This is a genomic window from Clostridium sp. (genome assembly GCF_051278035.1).
GTDB lineage: Bacteria > Bacillota > Clostridia > Clostridiales > Clostridiaceae > Clostridium_AD.
The window spans coordinates 16,020-33,635 of sequence record NZ_JBNMNU010000025.1 but is presented as its reverse complement, the minus strand read 5'-3'; the positions used below and the strand labels follow the sequence as shown (position 1 = coordinate 33,635).

Here is a 17,616-nt window from a genome sequence, read left to right as displayed (position 1 = left end):
CTATGCTTTGGGATCATTAATTAAAGATTATTTTTCTAAACCATGGATTGAAAGTAACAAACAATATGGCAATAATAAAGGGAAACAAGTGTACTATTTTTCAATGGAGTTCTTAATTGGTAAATTATTAAAAAGTAATTTAGTTAATTTAGGTATAAAAAATATCTGTGAAAAAGCCCTTAGTGAACTTGGAATTAGTTTTAAAGATATGGAGAATGTTGAAGTAGACGCAGGACTTGGTAATGGTGGACTTGGAAGACTGGCAGCATGTTTTTTAGATTCGATGGCATCAATACAGATACCTGGTCATGGGTGTGGTATAAGGTATAAGTATGGATTATTTAAACAAAAAATAGAAGGCGGTTATCAAGTGGAGGTACCTGATAATTGGCTAAAAAAAGATAATGTATGGGAAATAAGAAAGGAAAGTAAGGCTGTAGAAGTAAGATTCGGAGGGAACGTGTATTTACTCGATCAAGATGGAGGAACGAGCGTTATCCACGAAAACTATGAATCTGTTCGAGCGATACCCTATGATACTCCAATAAAAGGATATGATAATAATACTGTTAATACCTTAAGACTTTGGAGTGCAGAAACTATGGAGGAAGATTTCGATTTTTCTTCCTTTAGCCAAGGTAATTACGCAAAAGCTGGTGAGGAAAAATACTCAGCAGAGGCAATTTCACAAATTCTATATCCAGATGATAGCAATGAAAAAGGTAAATTACTAAGACTTAAGCAAGAATACTTTTTTGTAAGTGCGGGACTTCAAAGTATCCTTAAAAGTTATAAAAAGACGCGGATTCCTATAAAAGAACTTCACAAGCATGTAGCGGTTCAGATTAATGATACTCACCCAGCTGTAGCCGTGGCCGAACTAATGAGACTTTTAATGGATGATGAAAATAAGTCTTGGGACGATGCATGGGAAATTACAACTAAGACACTGGCTTATACTAACCATACAATTATGTCTGAAGCTCTAGAGAAATGGCCTGTAGAAATGTTTAAAAAATTACTACCACGCTCGTATATGATTATAGAAGAAATAAATAGGCGTTTTTGTAATGAAGTTTATCATAAATACAATGGGGACTGGAACAAAGTAAATAAATTATCTATTATACATGGTGGATACATTAAGATGGCATATCTTGCCATTGTAGGAAGTCATTCTGTTAATGGGGTTGCAAAACTTCACACGGAATTATTGAAGCACCAAGAATTGGTAGATTTTTATGAATTTTATCCAGAGAAATTTAATAACAAAACTAATGGAATAACTCATAGAAGATGGCTATTAAATTCAAATCAAGAGCTAGCCAATATTGTAACAGAAACTATAGGAGACAAGTGGATAAAGTCCCCAAATGAGCTTATTAAATTAATGCATTATACAAAAGATACCGCTTTTCAAGACAAAACATATGATATAAAAATAAATAATAAGATAAAATTTTCTAATTTTTTAACAACTAACTATGGCATTTCGGTGGATCCTAGTTCTATATTTGACGTTCAGGTGAAAAGGCTACATGCATATAAAAGACAACTTTTAAATGTGTTCCATATAATGCATCTTTATAACCAGCTTCGCGAAAATCGGAATTTAGATATAGTTCCAAGAACTTTTATATTTGGTGCGAAAGCTTCCCCAAGTTATTATATAGCAAAGCAAACTATTAAACTTATAAATACTCTAGCAAATAAGATAAATAACGATCCTATTGCTAAAGACAAACTTAAAATAGTTTTCCTTGAAAATTACGGGGTATCAACAGCTGAAAATGTTATTCCATGTTCAGATGTTAGTGAACAGATTTCTACTGCATCTAAGGAAGCCTCAGGAACTGGTAATATGAAATTTATGATGAATGGGGCTATAACAGTAGCAACTTTAGATGGGGCTAACGTAGAAATATTTGAGGCTGTGGGAAAAGAAAATATTGTATTATTCGGACTAACATCTGAAGAGGTAATAGAATATTATAAGAATGGAAGTTATAACGCTAGTGATATATATAATAGTGATGCTAGATTAAAGACTATAGTAGATCAAACTATAAACGGCTTTTTAGATGTTCCTAGAATGGAATTCATGAGTATATATGATAGTTTACTAAGAAACAATGATGAGTTTTTCGTACTTAAGGATTTTAATGCTTATGTAAATGCTCAAAGTGAAATTGATAAATTATATAGACAAAAATCTACATGGCAACAAATGTCTATTACGAATATAGCTAATTCGGGTATGTTCTCAAGCGACAACACTATAAAGAGGTATGCTAAAGAAATTTGGACTACACCTTCTGTTAGTATTAAATTATAATTTATTATATGAAATATTGTACTGGATAATGGTCCGGTACAATATTTTAAAAATTATGAACAAAGTATTAAAAAAAATGATAATTTAGCGAAAAAAGTATTGATTTAGTAACAGAAATGTTGTATATTATTATAAAGAACCTAAACACGAACGTTTAGATGAAAGAAAAATTTAATATTCGTAAACTCATATATGCTTAGAAATATGGACTAAGCGTTTCTACCAAGTGACCGTAAAATACTTGACTATGGGTGGTTATAATAATTTAAGTAAAATAACTTTTAAATAGTTTTTTTTACTGTTAATTTATATTATAAACTCCCTATGCATTTAGGGAGTTTTTTATTATGCAAAAATTAAAAACAAAGGAGAAAATTATGGAAACATTAAGAAATAAAATATTAACAGAGGGAACAGTAATAGGTAGTGAAATTTTAAAGGTAGATAGTTTTTTGAATCACCAAATTGATATAGAGTTATTTAATGAAATCGGACAAGAGTTTAAGAAAAGATTTAAAAATAGCGAGATTACAAAGATACTTACAGTTGAAGCATCTGGTATAGGAATAGCATGTATTGTGGCACAATACTTTGGTAACGTTCCTGTGGTATTTGCAAAAAAACATGAAGCTACCAATTTGGTGGGTGACACCTATGAAGCGGATGTATTTTCATTTACAAAAAACAAAAATTATAAGATAAGAATAAGTAAAAAATACATAGGACCAGAAGATAAGATTTTTATTATTGATGATTTTTTAGCAAATGGGAATGCGGCATTAGGACTTATAGAAACTGTGCGCCAGGCTGGTGCCCACATTGTTGGAGTGGGGATTGTAGTTGAAAAGGCATTTCAAAATGGAAGAAGTCGTATAGAAAAGGAGGGCATTAAAGTAGAATCGCTTGCAATAATAAAATCCATACAAGATAATAAAATAGTTTTTAATGATTAGAGGAGGAAGTAATAATGAGGAAAAAATTAGGAAGTTTACTTATAGCAGTTACATTGATTATGTCTTTAATGCTTGTAGGATGTGGTAGTAACACAAAAACCGAGACAAAAACTGATGAAAAGAAGGAAATGAAAGTAGGATTTATATATGTAGGACCCGTAGGTGACGGGGGGTGGACATACTCTCATGATGTAGCAAGATTAGAACTTGAAAAAAAGACAGGCGTAAAGACTGTATTTTTGGAGTCGGTAAAAGAGGATTTAGCAGAGGTAGAAAAAGTATGTGAGGACATGATTAATGGAGGAGCCACTGTTATTATAGGAACAAGTTTTGGATTTATGGATGGAATGGTTGCATCAGCTGCAAAACATCCTGAGGTTAAATTTCTACATGCCTCTGGATACGAGAAATCTGAAAATATGTCCAACTATTTTGGAAGGATGTATCAAGCTAGGTATCTATCAGGTATAGTTGCGGGAATGAAGACTAAAAGCAATAGTATAGGATATGTGGCAGCATTTTCAATACCAGAAGTAATAAGAGGAATAAATGCGTTTACTTTGGGTGTACAGTCTGTAAACCCGAAAGCCATAGTAAAGGTGAAATGGACTAATACATGGTATAATCCAAGTAAAGAAAAAGAAGCAGGAAAAGCACTAGTTGCAGAAGGCGTAGACGTAATTACAATGCATCAAGACACTGCAGGGCCATTACAAGCAGCGGAGGATGCGGGGAAATCTGCTATTGGATATAATACAGATATGGCAGCTAAGGCACCAAAAGCATATATGACATCACCAGTTTGGGATTGGACACCATATTATGTTGAACAAATAAAAGCTATTAAAGATGGTACATGGAAATCCGAAAGCTATTGGAAGGGGCTTGAGGCTGGAATAGTTAGTCTAGCACCACTTACTAAAAATGCACCAAGTGGAGCAGAAGAGGCTGTAGAAAAAAGTAAAGCAGCAATTATAAGCGGTGAAAATAAAATATTTGTAGGTCCACTAGAGGATCAAAGTGGCTCTGTTAAAGTTGAAAGTGGTAAGGTCATGACTGACGAAGAATTACTCCAAATCAATTGGTTTGTTAAAGGTATAGAAGGTAAATTAGAAAAATAATACAACACAAACTATTAAAATATAGTAAGTATGAAATTTCATACTTACTATATTTTAATAGGTTTTAAGATTTACGAGCGTATCACTTAAAAATATGAAGAGGCGGAGAGTTTAATTATGAATAAAATTCCTTATGTATCTATAGAGAATATTAGTAAGACTTTCGGGAAAGTAGTAGCTAATAAAAATATGAATCTAACTATATATGGAGGAGAAATCCATGCACTTTTTGGTGAAAATGGAGCAGGTAAAAGCACTCTCATGAACATGTTATCAGGAGTATACACCCCCGATAGTGGTGATATTTTTATTCATGGGAAAAATATGAACTTCACTTCACCAAAGCATGCTATTAAAGCTGGTATAGGTATGATTTATCAACATTTTAAATTAGTTGAGGAAATGACAGCCAAGCAAAATATATTACTTGGACAAAGTAGAGGGTCATTCTTTAATGATAAAGTAGAAAATAAAAAAATTAATGATATATGCGAGAAATTTAAGTTGGAGATGGATATAAATAAATATGTTTGCGATATGGCAGTAGGAGAGAGGCAAAATCTTGAGATACTTAAGGTGCTGTATAGAGGTGCTGATATTTTAGTATTAGATGAACCTACTACGGTGTTTACGCAAAGTGAAACTGAAAAATTATTTATTATAATGAGAAAGATGAAAGAACAGGGTTGTGCAATTATATTTATAAGTCATAAAATGAATGAGGTAATGGATGTCTGTGACAAAATTACTGTTTTAAGAAAAGGTGAAGCTGTAAAAACATTGATAAAAGAGGATACGTCTCCAAAACAGTTAACGGAACTCATGATGGGACGTAAAGCTGATTTATCTATAGATAAAACAGAAACAGAGCCCGGAGAAGTATTGCTCTGCGTGAAAGATCTAAAAGTGCTGAATTTTGAAGGAGCAGAAATAATTAAAAAAATTGGTTTCAGCCTAAAGCGTGGAGAAATTTTAGGCGTAGCAGGAATTGCTGGTAGTGGCCAAAGGGAATTATGTGAAGCTATTGCAGGAATACAAAAGGCGGCAAAAGGTGAAATATTTCTTGAAGGGGAGAATCTGGTAGGTAAATCTCCTAGAGATATTATTAATAAAGGTATAAGCATGAGCTTTATACCAGAGGATAGACTAGGAATGGGACTCGTTGCATCCATGGGTATGGTGGATAATCTTCTGCTTAAAGATTATCATAGACAAAAGGGAATATTTATAGATAGAAAACCAATCATTGAAAAGGCAAAAGAAATGGTTGAGAAGTTTGAAATTAAAACACCAGATGTACATCATCCTATAAAATATTTATCCGGTGGGAATATTCAAAAAATACTAGTTGCAAGAGAGCTCAGTATGAATCCTAAAATACTTATTATGGCCTATGCGGTAAGAGGACTAGACATAAATACATGTTACACAATTTATGACCTAATAAGTGAAGAGAAGAAAAAAGGAACAGCAGTATTATTCATAGGAGAAGATTTGGATGTATTAATTAAGTTATGTGATAGAATTATGGTGATTTGTCATGGGCAGGTTACTGGCATTGTTAATGCTGAGGAATCTTCAAGAGAAAAAATTGGTATGATGATGGTGGGTCAATCAGTTGAGAGTGAGGAGATATAGATGATGCAAATTGTTAAAAAAGCTGAAACTAGTAAAATTGATAATTTTAGAATCAGAAGCATTGCAATCCTCCTAGCATTAATTGTATTAGGTTTGTTTTTGCTAATAATTAAGTACAATCCTATAGAGATATATGCAGCTATAATAACGGGTAGTTTAGGAACAATTTATAGCATTAAGCAAACACTTATTGTTGCAATACCACTAATTATAGCTTCACTTGGAATATCTATAGCCTTTAAAATGAAATTTTGGAACATTGGTGGAGAAGGACAAATATTAATGGGAGCTTTCGCAGCTAGCTATTTTGCCTTGAGATACCCTGATATGCCAAAGATTCCGCTTTTATTTATAATGTTTTGTGCAGGTATTTTAGGTGGGGGCCTATGGGCGTTAATTGCTGCTATTCTTAAGGGTAAATGGAATACTAATGAAACCATCGTTACTTTAATGTTAAATTACATAGCGATTAAATTTATTACATTTCTAAAATATGGACCGTGGAGGGATAAGAGTGCAATGGGTTTCCCTAAAATACCCAATTTTTCTGAAAATGCAATACTTCCACAGGCATTGGGTATACATATTGGATGGATAATTGCAATAATACTTGTAATTATAGTTTATATCTTTATGAAATATACTAAGAAGGGCTATGAAATAGCGGTTCTTGGAGAAAGTGAAAAAACAGCTATGTATGCAGGTATAAAAATTCGAAAGACTATGTATATAGCTATATTTTTAAGTGGCGCACTATGTGGAATTGCGGGTGTAATTCAGGCCTCAGCAGTGAGTAGAACATTGTCTCCAGAGATTGCTGGTGGAGCTGGATTTACAGCTATAATTATAGCTTGGCTATCATCGCTCAGTGCACCTATTATAGTGATAGTAGCAATACTTTTTGCAGCGCTTTTAGAAGGAGCTACATTTATTCAAACAGCTTTTGGTATACCGCAGGCGGCTGCGCAATTAATACAATCAGTTATATTGTTTTTCGTATTAGGAAGTGAATTCTTCACTAGATATAAAATTAATTTTCAAACTAAAGCTAAGCAAAAGGAGGAAATTAAAAATGAATAGTGTAACAACATTTTTAGCGGCAGCGGTTGTAGCTGGCACACCTTTACTTTTTGCTACTTTAGGCGAGATATTAACTGAAAAAGTAGGCAACCTCAATTTAGGTGTTGAAGGTATGATGCTTATGGGTTCTGTAATAGGATTTATGGCGGGATTAAGTACGGGGAATCCAATTATTGCTATGATAGCTGCGGCCTTAGCAGGAGCCTTTGGAGCGGCTATTTATGCATTTCTGACTATAGATCTAAGAGCAAACCAAGTTGTATGTGGTCTTACGCTAACTATATTTGGAACAGGGTTTTCAAGTATGGTAGGAAAGAAATTGATTGGGCAAGTTACCCCGGATAGTGTTAAAACATTTTTTGTACCTAAAAGAATTCCCTTAATAGGAGATATACCTTTTATTGGAGATGTATTTTTTAACCATGATGTTTTTGTATACCTTGGATATATTACAACAGTACTTTTATTTTTATACTTATATAAAACTGCTAAAGGATTAAACACAATGGCAGTTGGAGAAAACCCTGCCGCTGCAGATGCAGCTAGTATAAACGTTAATTTATATAAATATGTTAATATTTTAATGGGTGGAGCTCTTTGCGGTCTTGGAGGAGCATACCTATCGCTTGTTTATGTACCAGCTTGGCAGGAAAATGTAACAGCGGGTAAGGGGTGGATAGCGGTTGCTTTAGTAATTTTCGCAACTTGGAGACCCCATAGAGCGCTTTTAGGAGCTTACCTTTTCGGAGGCCTTGACATAATAGGATTTAGACTTCAGGGTTTACCTAATTTTGAAATATCTCAATATCTTATTGATTTGCTACCTTATACAGCCACAATAGTTATATTAGTAATAGTATCCATGAAGAAATCCAGTAAAAATTCACCACCAGCTGGGCTTTCTAATCCATATTTTAGAGAAGAAAGATAATTATATAGAAATTGCATGGTAATTAAGTGCCATGCAATTTTTATATAATTTGAAAAAAGTGTTAATAATAAACAATAAATTGCCTCTATTTTTGAATAAATTGGTAATTATGATCATTAATTATCATTTATTTAGACTAATTTAGTATTAAGGTTTAATTATGGTGCGTTTTAATATATAATAAGATTGGTGAGTAATTAAAATAAACTGTATAAAATTTTTTTCACACAAAACAATTAGGCAAATAGTATTAAATATGCTTAAACAACATAATATAGATAAGAGAGTGGCAAAAGTATTGCTATTGTAAACCTTAAAGAACATTAGCTCAGAGAAATTAAGAGTTTAGTAGCTCTCGATTAGATTATTTATTTATCTATCATAAAAACTACTATTTAAAATTAAAACAAGGCTTACACCCACTACTTTAAAAAGATACTGGTTTTACGCCTAAGTTTATAAATAATTAAAACCTAGTTTTAATAATAATTACGCTATAAAAGGAGATTATGTATATGACAACGGATAATAAAGAAGAAGTATCAATGAATGATGTAATAGGTAATATTGAGGAATCTATGGTGAAAATTAACAGTGGAGACATTGTACTTGGAACTGTAATTTCTGTAAATGAAGAAGAAGTTCATGTTAACATAGGTTATATGACAGATGGAGTTATAACAAAAGAGGAAATATCAAATGAAAATGAAATAAATCCTATAGATGTTGTAAAGGTTGATGATCAAATTTTCGTTTACATAATGAAAGTTAATGATGGAGAAGGAAGCGTTCTATTATCTAAAAAAAGAGCAGATAACATTAAAGTTTGGGATGAGTTTAAGGAAATATTAGATGAAAATAAAACTTTAGAGGTTACAGTTAGTGATATAGTTAAAGGTGGAGCTACAGCTTATATAAAAGGCGTTAGAGCATTTATACCTGCATCACAAATGTCAGATGCCTATATAGAAAATTTACAAGACTTTAAAGGCAAAACTCTAGAAGTCAAAATAATTGAATTAGATTTAGAAAAGAAAAACATAGTTTTATCTAGAAAAGTAATAGAAAAAGCTGAAAATGAAGTTAAAAAAGACATAGTTTGGAATGAACTTAAAAAGGGTGAAAAGAGAACAGGCGTTGTAACAAGACTTGCTAAATTTGGTGCTTTTGTAGATTTAGGTGGCATTGATGGTCTTATACACGTTTCAGATTTATCTTGGAAAAGAGTTCAAGATCCATCAGAAATAGTATCTGTTGGGCAGGAAGTAGAAGTAAAAGTTATAGATTTTGATAAAGAAAAGGGAAGAATATCTCTAGGATTTAAAGGAGAAGAAGGCAACCCTTGGAACAATATATCAAGCAAATATAAGTCTAATGATATAGTAGATGGAACTGTTGTAAAAATAATGGATTTCGGTGCTTTTGTGCAACTTGCTTCAGGAGTAGAAGGTTTAGTTCATATTTCAGAAATATCAGAAGATCGTATAACAAATGTTTCTGATGTATTAAAAGCCGGAGATGTTGTAAAAGTTAAAATTGGTGATATAAATGAAAAAGATAGAAGAATAAGCCTAAGCATTAAAGAAGCTGCTGATAAAGGATTTGGAGATTTAGAAAAATTCAATCAAAATGAAGAAGGCATGACTTTAGGAGATCTATTTAAAGACAAATTCAAAGATTTTAAATTTTAATATACTTTAAAAGCTATAGTAGGCAATATATATTGTCTACTATAGCTTTTATTTTTTTAAATAAATATTTCTCATAATAAATATCAAATTGGTAAGACTATATGTATATGTTATGATACGTTATTTTATATCATAATTAATAAGTATGAAAGGCGGTGTTATTTTGAATAATAAAGAAAATTCAGCTCATATTATTACTAGAGTAGTTAAGGACAATGGAGGGGAAATCACAGCCTATGAATTTGAAAATGGAGATATAGTTTCAAAAGAACAAGCTGTCATGTTGGCTAAACAAGGGAGCATAAGTGGAGTTTCTACCTCAACTTCAAGAAAAGGTGAAGAGTTTTTAAGAAGTCTACCTGATTCAAATAAGTCCAATAATTTAGACAGTTTACCAGTTATAGATGATAATGAAATTTATTAAAGGAAATACTAATATGTATTTATGAAAAGAAGCAGGGACAAATTTATTTGTCCCTGCTTCTTTTCATAAAGAATATGAATTAGTGGCGTATGCATTATTGTTATTTGGACAAATTAAATATAAGTGATTTCTGTATGTATCACTATTGATACACAAACGTTAAAGTGATACAATGATGATATAATGTAATATAGGAGGAGTTAATTTGAGTAAAATAGCGTTAATAACTGATACTACAAGTGATCTAAATAAAGAAACTGTAGAAAAATATAATGTAGATGTATTACCATTTAGGATTATCTATTCTGATAGAGAGTATTTGGATAATGTAAATATTACTTCACAAGAAGTTTATAGTAATATGGAAAAAGAAGTACCTACATCCTCTTTACCATCAATGAAGGATATGGAAGAGTTATTTTTAAGACTGGAAGATGAAGGGTATACTCACGCTATAGTAGTAACCTTATCCACTGGGTTATCAGGCATATTTAATGCTATAAAGCTTACAAGTGAAAACCATCCTAGTATTATCACTCACTTATGTGATTCGCAATCTATTGCTCTTGGTGAGGGACTCATAGTAACAGAATGTGGAAGGCTAATAGAAGAAGGAAAGACCTTTAATGAAGTTGTTTCCGCTATCCCATCTATTAAAAAAAGAATCCATTTGTATTTTGTAGTTGGTACTTTAGAGTATTTAAAAAGAGGTGGAAGAATAGGGAAAGTTTCAGGCACTATAGCTGAACTTCTAAACATAAAGCCTATAATTTCTATAGATACTGACGGTAAGTATATTACCAGTGAAAAGGTAAGAGGTAGAAAACAATCTCTCAATAAACTTGTGGAGCTTACAAACAACATTTTAGATAAGAATAAGTGTAAAGTTTATATAGTACATGGTGAAGCTTTAGAAGAGTCTAAAAAAGTAATGGAAAGTATACGCCCTCATCCAAACGTTATTTCCATAGAATTTGGTGGATATATAAGCCCTGTATCAGGAGTTCATAGTGGACCAGGTTTAGTAGGAATGATTTGCATAGAGGAATCTTAAATAAATAATGGATGATATAAAAAATAAAGAAAATGAGATATACATTAGAGTGGAAGAAAAAAGGCTATATGATGAATATAAGAAAAAGCTTGCACAACTTAGAAAAGTTAAAAAAGAAAAAGAAGCTGTAGGTCAAGTATTTACAAAAGGATTACTACCTTTGTACGTGCTATATATTCTAAGTTTAGGTGAAACTAACGGAAATGATATATCTCATAAAATTGGAGACAGAACTAATGGTCTTTGGGTTCCTAGTACAGGCGGAATATATCCTCTTTTAAAAAGGTTAGAAAAGGAGAAATTGATCCTTGGTCATTGGAATGATTCTAAGAAAGCACAAAAAATATATAAAATTACTGAAGTAGGTACAGCGCAATTAGAAAATAAAAAGCATTTATTACAAGAAAAAATTGAAGAAGCACTAGAAGTGTTTAAAATTATTTATAATGATTTATACAAATAAAAAAAGTAGCTGCATCTGCAGCTACTTTTTTGGTACTAATAGCACGTCACAAATTTAAAGCTTAAGTTTTAAGTCTCCTTCTCTTATCCAGCCTTTTTTTCTCATGATTTCTGAAAAAATTAAAGTTAAAATAGCAGGAGCAATAAAGTGTAATAGAAAAATTCTAAAAGCTATTACAGAGGTAGGAGCGCTTCCTTGCATAGTAGCTAGGGTTCCAAATTGACCTACGAGACCACTGGTTCCCATGCCTGCACCTATCGAATTATTCTTCATTGCAAAAATCGTTGTAGAAAGAGGGCCTAAAATAGCACCGGCTAGTGTAGGCGGTATCCATACTTGAGGGCGCTTTATTATATTAGGTACTTGTAGCATGGAGGTACCTAGCCCTTGGGATAATAAACCGCTGAACTTATTTTCTCTGTAACTAGAAACAGCAAAGCCTACCATTTGAGCACTACAACCCACCGTAGCAGCACCAGCTGCAAGACCAGACATCTTTAGTGATATTGCTATGGCGGCACTACTAATTGGAGCTGTAAGGGTTAGACCCATTAAAGTGGATACAGCAATACCCATAGGAATAGGCATAAGGGTTGTAGCGGAATTTATTACTCCACCTAGATTAGTCATAAAGACTGATATAAAGGGACCAACAAATTTACCTGCTAAACTTCCGGTGATAATAGTGACAATTGGAACTATAACGATATCGATCTTTGTTTTTCCAGAAACCAAGTTTCCAAGTTCGGCACCTATTACGGCAGCAATAAATGCGCCTACTGGTCCCCCTCCCATATACATATATCCGAATGCTCCAGTTGCAGCCGAAGAAAACATTGTAAGGGGAGTGACTTTTAAACCCCAAGCTACAGCTACACCTATAGCTGCGCCTACCACAGGTGATTTAGCTGAAATGATTTCTGTAAACTCTTTAAGAAAGTCTAGTCCAGGAACTTTTGATAATTGACTTAGTATTAGTCCGATGATTAAGGAAGCAAAAAGACCTAAGGCCATGGCACTTAAGGCATCTAAAAAATATCTTTTAATAGCTTTTTTTAAAACAATTTTAAATTTTTCCATGAGATTTCCCCCTAAATAAAATATATTTACTGAAAATTATAACAACAATAATATGTGTAGTTATTATTGTTTGATTCATCCGCATATGTATATACTAGTGTATATACACACATAACTAAAAATATTATAACATTATAATGTAAGTACATCAATAAAAACATTGAAAAATATAAAAAAAGCATAAAGCCTCTCAGCGTTATGCTTTTAAATATAATATTATAAATCCAAATAGGTGCTACCATCAAGAGGAATTAGTGCTTGTAGGCCTGGAGTGCCGTTAACTAAGCCTACAGCATAAACAGTATAAGAACGTCCTGCCTTCAGCCTTATATTAGGGACGTATAAAACAGTGGTTTTGGTGCCAGTAGGCCTAGCTTCCAAAGTATAGGTTCCAGCAGGTACTTTTATATAGTCTGTGAATTCTTTGTAACTGACATTTTTAAATAGAATTGTACCATCTGACAATGCAATATCAACTGGGGGAGCATTTGGTGATAAATGAGCGAATTTAATATGGACCATATTTTTAGTATCCATAATTTCACTTTCTGGAATAGGAAGTAGATCAATATTAGGTAATAACCCAATAGCTGCAACTGTATAAACTTTTCCTGGTGGGACAAAAAGGTTTTTACTAAGTACTGGTGAGGTTTTAGTGCCAGCAACATAGATTTTTACGTTATAATTACCAGTCATAACCTCTATATAATCGCTGAAATCACCATAGGCAAGGTTTTTAGATTTTATTATATCATTAATGTACACATCGACTGCAGGGGACTTAGGTGAAGCGTGAAGAACTCTTAAATATGATGTCATGGGAGTTTCCCTGTATAGAGGATAAGGATTATAAATGGTTTTTGGATAATAGAACATTAAAGGCTCCTTTCAAATATTCCTACTATAACATTATATGGAGCATAGTCTTATAATGTTACTATAAGTGGATTAATACTATAAATAAAAGAGTAGAGTCATTTACAATGTCTCTACTCTTTTATTTATTCTCTAATGCTTCGCATCCGAAGTTAAAACATGTCTTTCTTATTAAGAAAGTAAATAACAAATGCCCCAATAAAACCAATTAGTGCAACCACATACCAGAACCCTAAAGGATCTGTAGCGAAGGGTATTTTAGTTACATTCATACCATATAATCCAGAAACCATATTAGGTATAGCCATAACAATAGTAATAGCAGCTAAAAATTTCATTACTATGTTAAGGTTATTTGAAATAACTGATGCATATGCGCCCATAGTACCACTTAAAATATTACTATATATAGTACACATCTCTATAGCTTGTCTGTTTTCAATAATAACATTCTCTAATACGTCTTTATCGTCTTCATACCTTTGAAGAATATCTAGCTTAAGCATTTTTTCCAAGGTGAGTTCATTTCCCTTTAAGGAAGTAGAAAAGTACACAAGTGATTTTTCTAAAGCTAATAATTGGAGGAGCTCTTTATTTCTTAAAGACTTATGAAGCTTTTTTTCAACTATATAGCTTTTTTTATCTATTTGTCTTAGGTATATTAGATAATAGTTGGCGATTCTATATAATATTTGTAGCATGAATCTTGATCGTTTATATGTGAAAAAGGAAGCAATTTTTCCTTCAGTGAAATCCGATAATATTTTACTGTTTTTTAAACATACTGTAATTATAACTTTATTAGTGTGAATAATGGATATAGGGTATGTATCATAGGTTAGTGAATTATCATCCATATCTGTAAAGGGAATGTCAAGGATAATTAATGTGCAATCTTCTATGTCAATACGAGAGGTTTCTTCTTCATCCAAAGCAGCCTTTAAAAAATTCATAGGAACATTTGCTTTTTTTGATATTAATATTAACTCTTCATCTGATGGGTCTATCATATTAATCCAGGAACCTGCTCCTATATCATCAGATTTAATTAATTGTCCATTTTCTACGGTGTTATATATTGAAAGCATTATGTAAAACCTCCTAGAATAACTTCATTTATATTATAGTCTATAAAATGCAGTATATACAACTAATTAATAATAAAATAATTATAGAAAAAGATTTAGTATGATGACCATTGGTTGACAAAAAAGTCTGAATAATTGATAATGGAAAGTGAGAAGCTATACAAGTGAAATAAAAAAAATGGAATAATAATAAAGAAGCTTGACTAAATATATTGTAGAGTAGTATTGTGGGAGGAATATTCATGGATTTGTACCCATTACTTATAATTGCTTTAGCACTATCTTTAGATGCTTTTGGAGTAGCTTTATGCATAGGGTTAAATAATCATGCTAGAGCTTCAAATAAGCTAGGTTTTATAATTTCTTTTGCTTTTTTTCAATTTTTATTTTCATGCATAGGGGGTTATGCGGGCACCCTTTTTAATACATATGTAGTAGCAATGCCGAAAATAATTGGAGGTATGATTATTGCTGCAGTTGGTGTGCTTATGATTAAAGAAGGATTCGAAAACAATGGTAAGTGTCCATTACTAAAGCCTAAGATGTATTTAATTTTAGGTGTATCAGTAAGCATAGATGCTATGGTTGTAGGTTTTACAATATTAAATAATACGACAAATGTTATATTATTTAAAAATACACTTTTTATTGGGGGAATAACTCTAGTTATATCCACAATTGCATTTATAATTTCTAGATATCTAAAAAAAATAGAAATTGTAGGGAAATATGCGGATTACATTGGAGGAATAGTATTAATAATTTTTGGGCTAAAGATGATACTTTTTTAAAGGGAAAGGATGATAAATATGATAAAAGAATTAAGGGACTTAAAATCAGTTGAGGTATTTAAATATTTCAAAGAAATGAACCAGATTCCAAGAGGGTCAGGAAATGAAAAAGGGATAAGTGATTGGCTTTTGAATTTTGCAAAAGAACATAAGTTGAAAGCTACCCAAGATGAGTCATTAAACATTATAATAAAAAAGCCTGGGACTAAGGGATATGAAAAATCTGAGGTTATAATAATTCAAGGTCACATGGACATGGTTTGTGAAAAAAACAAAGACTCGAAGCATGATTTCTTAAAAGATCCTATTGAATTTATTGTAGAAGGAGATTTTTTAAGGGCTAATGGAACTACGTTAGGTGCTGATAATGGTATTGCAGTAGCATTTGGTCTTGCACTGCTTGCATCGCAGGATATTCCTCATCCACCAGTGGAATTATTAGTAACCACGGAAGAAGAAACTGGTATGGGTGGAGCTGGAGCACTAGATCCTAAGAGTTTAGAGGGAAAAACATTAATAAATATAGATTCAGAAGAAGAAGGCAAACTTTTAGTAAGTTGTGCTGGTGGTGTAAGGGAAAAAGTAAAGCTTCCTATAACTTGGGATGAAGCAGATAAAAGTTATGTAAACTGTGTTATTAGACTTTATGGTTTAAATGGCGGTCATTCTGGTATGGAAATTAACAAAGGAAGAGCCAACGCTATTAAGCTTATGGGGCGTTTCTTAATGGATTTAAAATCAGTTATATCTTTTAAAATAAATTCATTAAGTGGTGGAGCTAAAAATAACGCAATTCCTCGTGATGCTGATGCTATTGTATTGTTTAGAAAAGATGATGAAGCAGCAGTTAGTGAAAAGCTGTCAGAGTGGAATGCTACTTTTAAAAATGAATTTAATGATGTGGACCCAGATATTAAATTAGTTATGGAGAGACTAGACACAAAAGTAGAAAAAACTTTTTCTGATGAAACAGCTACAAAAGCTCTTCAAATACTTTTCCTCATTCCGAATGGTATCCAAAATATGAGTATGGCGATTGAAGGGCTAGTTCAAAGTTCAACGAACATTGGAGTTCTAACTACAAGTGGAGAGAATATAGAATTTGATTCTGCAATAAGGAGTTCCGTAAGGACTTTAAAGAAAGCAATATGTGATGAAACTATAGTCCTTGCAGAAATGGTAGGGGCAGCTATAGAGTTTCAATCTAATTATCCAGAGTGGGAATATAATCCTAATTCTCGTATAAGAAGAGTACTAGAAAAAGTATACAAAGATATAAATGGGGAGTCGCCAGAAATATCAGCTATACATGCAGGGCTTGAGTGTGGATTATTTAGTGATAAATTTAAAGGTAATCTTGATCAAATATCTTTTGGCCCTAATATCTACGATGTACACACCCCTAAAGAGCACTTAAGTATTTCATCTACAGATAGGATGTGGAGTTACCTAATGGCAATACTAAAGGAACTTAAATAATTAATCTATTAAGTGTAGATTAAGCATACTATAGTTTTAAAAGGCTTCTACTTTTGTAGAGGCCTTTTGTATAATATGTGAGTAGATTAGAAAAGTAGATTTAACTTTTAATTCCAAGCATTACTTGTATTTATCAACATATTGAGGTATATTATAATTGATATAATAAGATAGCAAGGTGATGAAAATGAATGTAATTTCATATCTAAAAGAGAATAAAATTAAGATTACTAAAGCAAGAAAAAACATATTGGAAATTATACTTTGCAGTAAAGAAGCAATAAATGCAAAGCTTATTTATGCTTTACTCGAAAAAGATGACATGAAAATAGATTTATCTACGGTATATAGAACACTAGAACTACTAGAGAGTAAAAAGATCTTAAATAAATTTGATTTGGGTAATAATATGTATAACTATTCATTAAATACAAATGGTCACAAACATACAATTAAGTGTGAGTTATGCCATAAGGAATTGGTTATAGATTGCCCTATACCTCAAATAGAAGAACAAATAAAGGCAAAGACAGGGATAACGCTTACAGAAAGTCATGTATATTTAAAAGGCATCTGTAAAGAATGTAAAAAATATAAAAAATAGGGAGGATG

16 protein-coding genes and 1 riboswitch are annotated in these 17,616 nt (G+C 32.1%); of the genes, 13 read left to right on the top strand and 3 right to left on the bottom strand.

Features of this window, described 5'->3' with window-relative positions:
- From ACJAX4_RS05770 to ACJAX4_RS05725, 10 genes are all read left to right on the top strand, one after another.
- Positions 1-2,335 (top strand): glycogen/starch/alpha-glucan phosphorylase (locus ACJAX4_RS05770; RefSeq protein ID WP_435788502.1); only part of this gene is annotated, 2,335 nt, incomplete at its 5' end.
- A 166-nt stretch (positions 2,336-2,501) separates the two neighbouring features.
- Positions 2,502-2,603: riboswitch (purine riboswitch) on the top strand.
- A gap of 109 nt (positions 2,604-2,712) precedes the next feature.
- Positions 2,713-3,288 carry a xanthine phosphoribosyltransferase gene (locus ACJAX4_RS05765; RefSeq protein WP_435788504.1) on the top strand — a complete coding sequence of 192 codons (576 nt, stop codon included), beginning with the start codon at positions 2,713-2,715 and terminating at the stop codon, positions 3,286-3,288.
- Between the two features lie 14 nt (positions 3,289-3,302).
- Entirely contained in the window at positions 3,303-4,409 is a 1,107-nt protein-coding gene (locus ACJAX4_RS05760) for a BMP family ABC transporter substrate-binding protein (RefSeq protein WP_435788501.1), read from the top strand.
- 117 nt (positions 4,410-4,526) lie between these two features.
- Positions 4,527-6,047 carry an ABC transporter ATP-binding protein gene (locus ACJAX4_RS05755; protein WP_435788500.1) on the top strand — a complete coding sequence of 507 codons (1,521 nt, stop codon included), beginning with the start codon at positions 4,527-4,529 and terminating at the stop codon, positions 6,045-6,047.
- Entirely contained in the window at positions 6,048-7,127 is a 1,080-nt protein-coding gene (locus tag ACJAX4_RS05750) for an ABC transporter permease (RefSeq protein WP_435788499.1), read from the top strand.
- Positions 7,120-8,058, top strand: coding sequence for an ABC transporter permease (locus ACJAX4_RS05745; protein ID WP_435788498.1), 939 nt, complete (start codon positions 7,120-7,122; stop codon positions 8,056-8,058). The genes ACJAX4_RS05750 and ACJAX4_RS05745 overlap by 8 nt, the downstream gene beginning before the upstream one ends.
- A gap of 515 nt (positions 8,059-8,573) precedes the next feature.
- On the top strand, positions 8,574-9,749 hold the full coding sequence (rpsA, locus tag ACJAX4_RS05740; protein ID WP_435788497.1) for a 30S ribosomal protein S1: 1,176 nt from the start codon (positions 8,574-8,576) through the stop codon (positions 9,747-9,749).
- A 163-nt stretch (positions 9,750-9,912) separates the two neighbouring features.
- On the top strand, positions 9,913-10,173 hold the full coding sequence (locus ACJAX4_RS05735) for a DUF3892 domain-containing protein (protein WP_435788496.1): 261 nt from the start codon (positions 9,913-9,915) through the stop codon (positions 10,171-10,173).
- A 205-nt stretch (positions 10,174-10,378) separates the two neighbouring features.
- Positions 10,379-11,227, top strand: coding sequence for a DegV family protein (locus ACJAX4_RS05730; protein ID WP_435788495.1), 849 nt, complete (start codon positions 10,379-10,381; stop codon positions 11,225-11,227).
- Between the two features lie 7 nt (positions 11,228-11,234).
- On the top strand, positions 11,235-11,690 hold the full coding sequence (locus ACJAX4_RS05725; RefSeq protein WP_435788494.1) for a PadR family transcriptional regulator: 456 nt from the start codon (positions 11,235-11,237) through the stop codon (positions 11,688-11,690).
- Positions 11,691-11,744: 54 nt separating this feature from the next.
- On the opposite strand, the gene ACJAX4_RS05720 is transcribed toward ACJAX4_RS05725, so the two are convergent.
- From ACJAX4_RS05720 to ACJAX4_RS05710, 3 genes are all read right to left on the bottom strand, one after another.
- On the bottom strand, positions 11,745-12,770 hold the full coding sequence (locus tag ACJAX4_RS05720) for a PTS transporter subunit IIC (RefSeq protein ID WP_435788493.1): 1,026 nt from the start codon (positions 12,768-12,770) through the stop codon (positions 11,745-11,747).
- A 216-nt stretch (positions 12,771-12,986) separates the two neighbouring features.
- Positions 12,987-13,589: a DUF4397 domain-containing protein gene (locus ACJAX4_RS05715; protein ID WP_435788492.1), complete on the bottom strand. Its 603-nt coding sequence runs from the start codon at positions 13,587-13,589 to the stop codon at positions 12,987-12,989.
- 209 nt (positions 13,590-13,798) lie between these two features.
- On the bottom strand, positions 13,799-14,734 hold the full coding sequence (locus tag ACJAX4_RS05710; protein WP_435788491.1) for a magnesium transporter CorA family protein: 936 nt from the start codon (positions 14,732-14,734) through the stop codon (positions 13,799-13,801).
- A 242-nt stretch (positions 14,735-14,976) separates the two neighbouring features.
- Here ACJAX4_RS05710 and ACJAX4_RS05705 point away from each other — a divergent pair, with 242 nt between their 5' ends.
- The 3 genes from ACJAX4_RS05705 (at position 14,977) to ACJAX4_RS05695 (ending at position 17,608) form a co-directional block, all read left to right on the top strand.
- Entirely contained in the window at positions 14,977-15,525 is a 549-nt protein-coding gene (locus ACJAX4_RS05705; protein WP_435788490.1) for a manganese efflux pump, read from the top strand.
- Between the two features lie 21 nt (positions 15,526-15,546).
- Complete coding sequence (locus ACJAX4_RS05700; protein ID WP_435788503.1) at positions 15,547-17,004, top strand: aminoacyl-histidine dipeptidase; 1,458 nt, start codon at positions 15,547-15,549, stop codon at positions 17,002-17,004.
- A gap of 187 nt (positions 17,005-17,191) precedes the next feature.
- Positions 17,192-17,608: a Fur family transcriptional regulator gene (locus tag ACJAX4_RS05695; RefSeq protein WP_435788489.1), complete on the top strand. Its 417-nt coding sequence runs from the start codon at positions 17,192-17,194 to the stop codon at positions 17,606-17,608.
- Positions 17,609-17,616 lie beyond the last annotated feature (8 nt).

Coding starts and splice junctions, on each gene's coding strand:
- ACJAX4_RS05765 (WP_435788504.1), top strand. CDS start 2,713: ATGGAAACATTAAGAAATAAAATATTAACAGAGGGAACAGTAATAGGT.
- ACJAX4_RS05760 (WP_435788501.1), top strand. CDS start 3,303: ATGAGGAAAAAATTAGGAAGTTTACTTATAGCAGTTACATTGATTATG.
- ACJAX4_RS05755 (WP_435788500.1), top strand. CDS start 4,527: ATGAATAAAATTCCTTATGTATCTATAGAGAATATTAGTAAGACTTTC.
- ACJAX4_RS05750 (WP_435788499.1), top strand. CDS start 6,048: ATGATGCAAATTGTTAAAAAAGCTGAAACTAGTAAAATTGATAATTTT.
- ACJAX4_RS05745 (WP_435788498.1), top strand. CDS start 7,120: ATGAATAGTGTAACAACATTTTTAGCGGCAGCGGTTGTAGCTGGCACA.
- rpsA (WP_435788497.1), top strand. CDS start 8,574: ATGACAACGGATAATAAAGAAGAAGTATCAATGAATGATGTAATAGGT.
- ACJAX4_RS05725 (WP_435788494.1), top strand. CDS start 11,235: ATGGATGATATAAAAAATAAAGAAAATGAGATATACATTAGAGTGGAA.
- ACJAX4_RS05720 (WP_435788493.1), bottom strand. CDS start 12,770: ATGGAAAAATTTAAAATTGTTTTAAAAAAAGCTATTAAAAGATATTTT.
- ACJAX4_RS05715 (WP_435788492.1), bottom strand. CDS start 13,589: ATGACATCATATTTAAGAGTTCTTCACGCTTCACCTAAGTCCCCTGCA.
- ACJAX4_RS05710 (WP_435788491.1), bottom strand. CDS start 14,734: ATGCTTTCAATATATAACACCGTAGAAAATGGACAATTAATTAAATCT.
- ACJAX4_RS05705 (WP_435788490.1), top strand. CDS start 14,977: ATGGATTTGTACCCATTACTTATAATTGCTTTAGCACTATCTTTAGAT.
- ACJAX4_RS05695 (WP_435788489.1), top strand. CDS start 17,192: ATGAATGTAATTTCATATCTAAAAGAGAATAAAATTAAGATTACTAAA.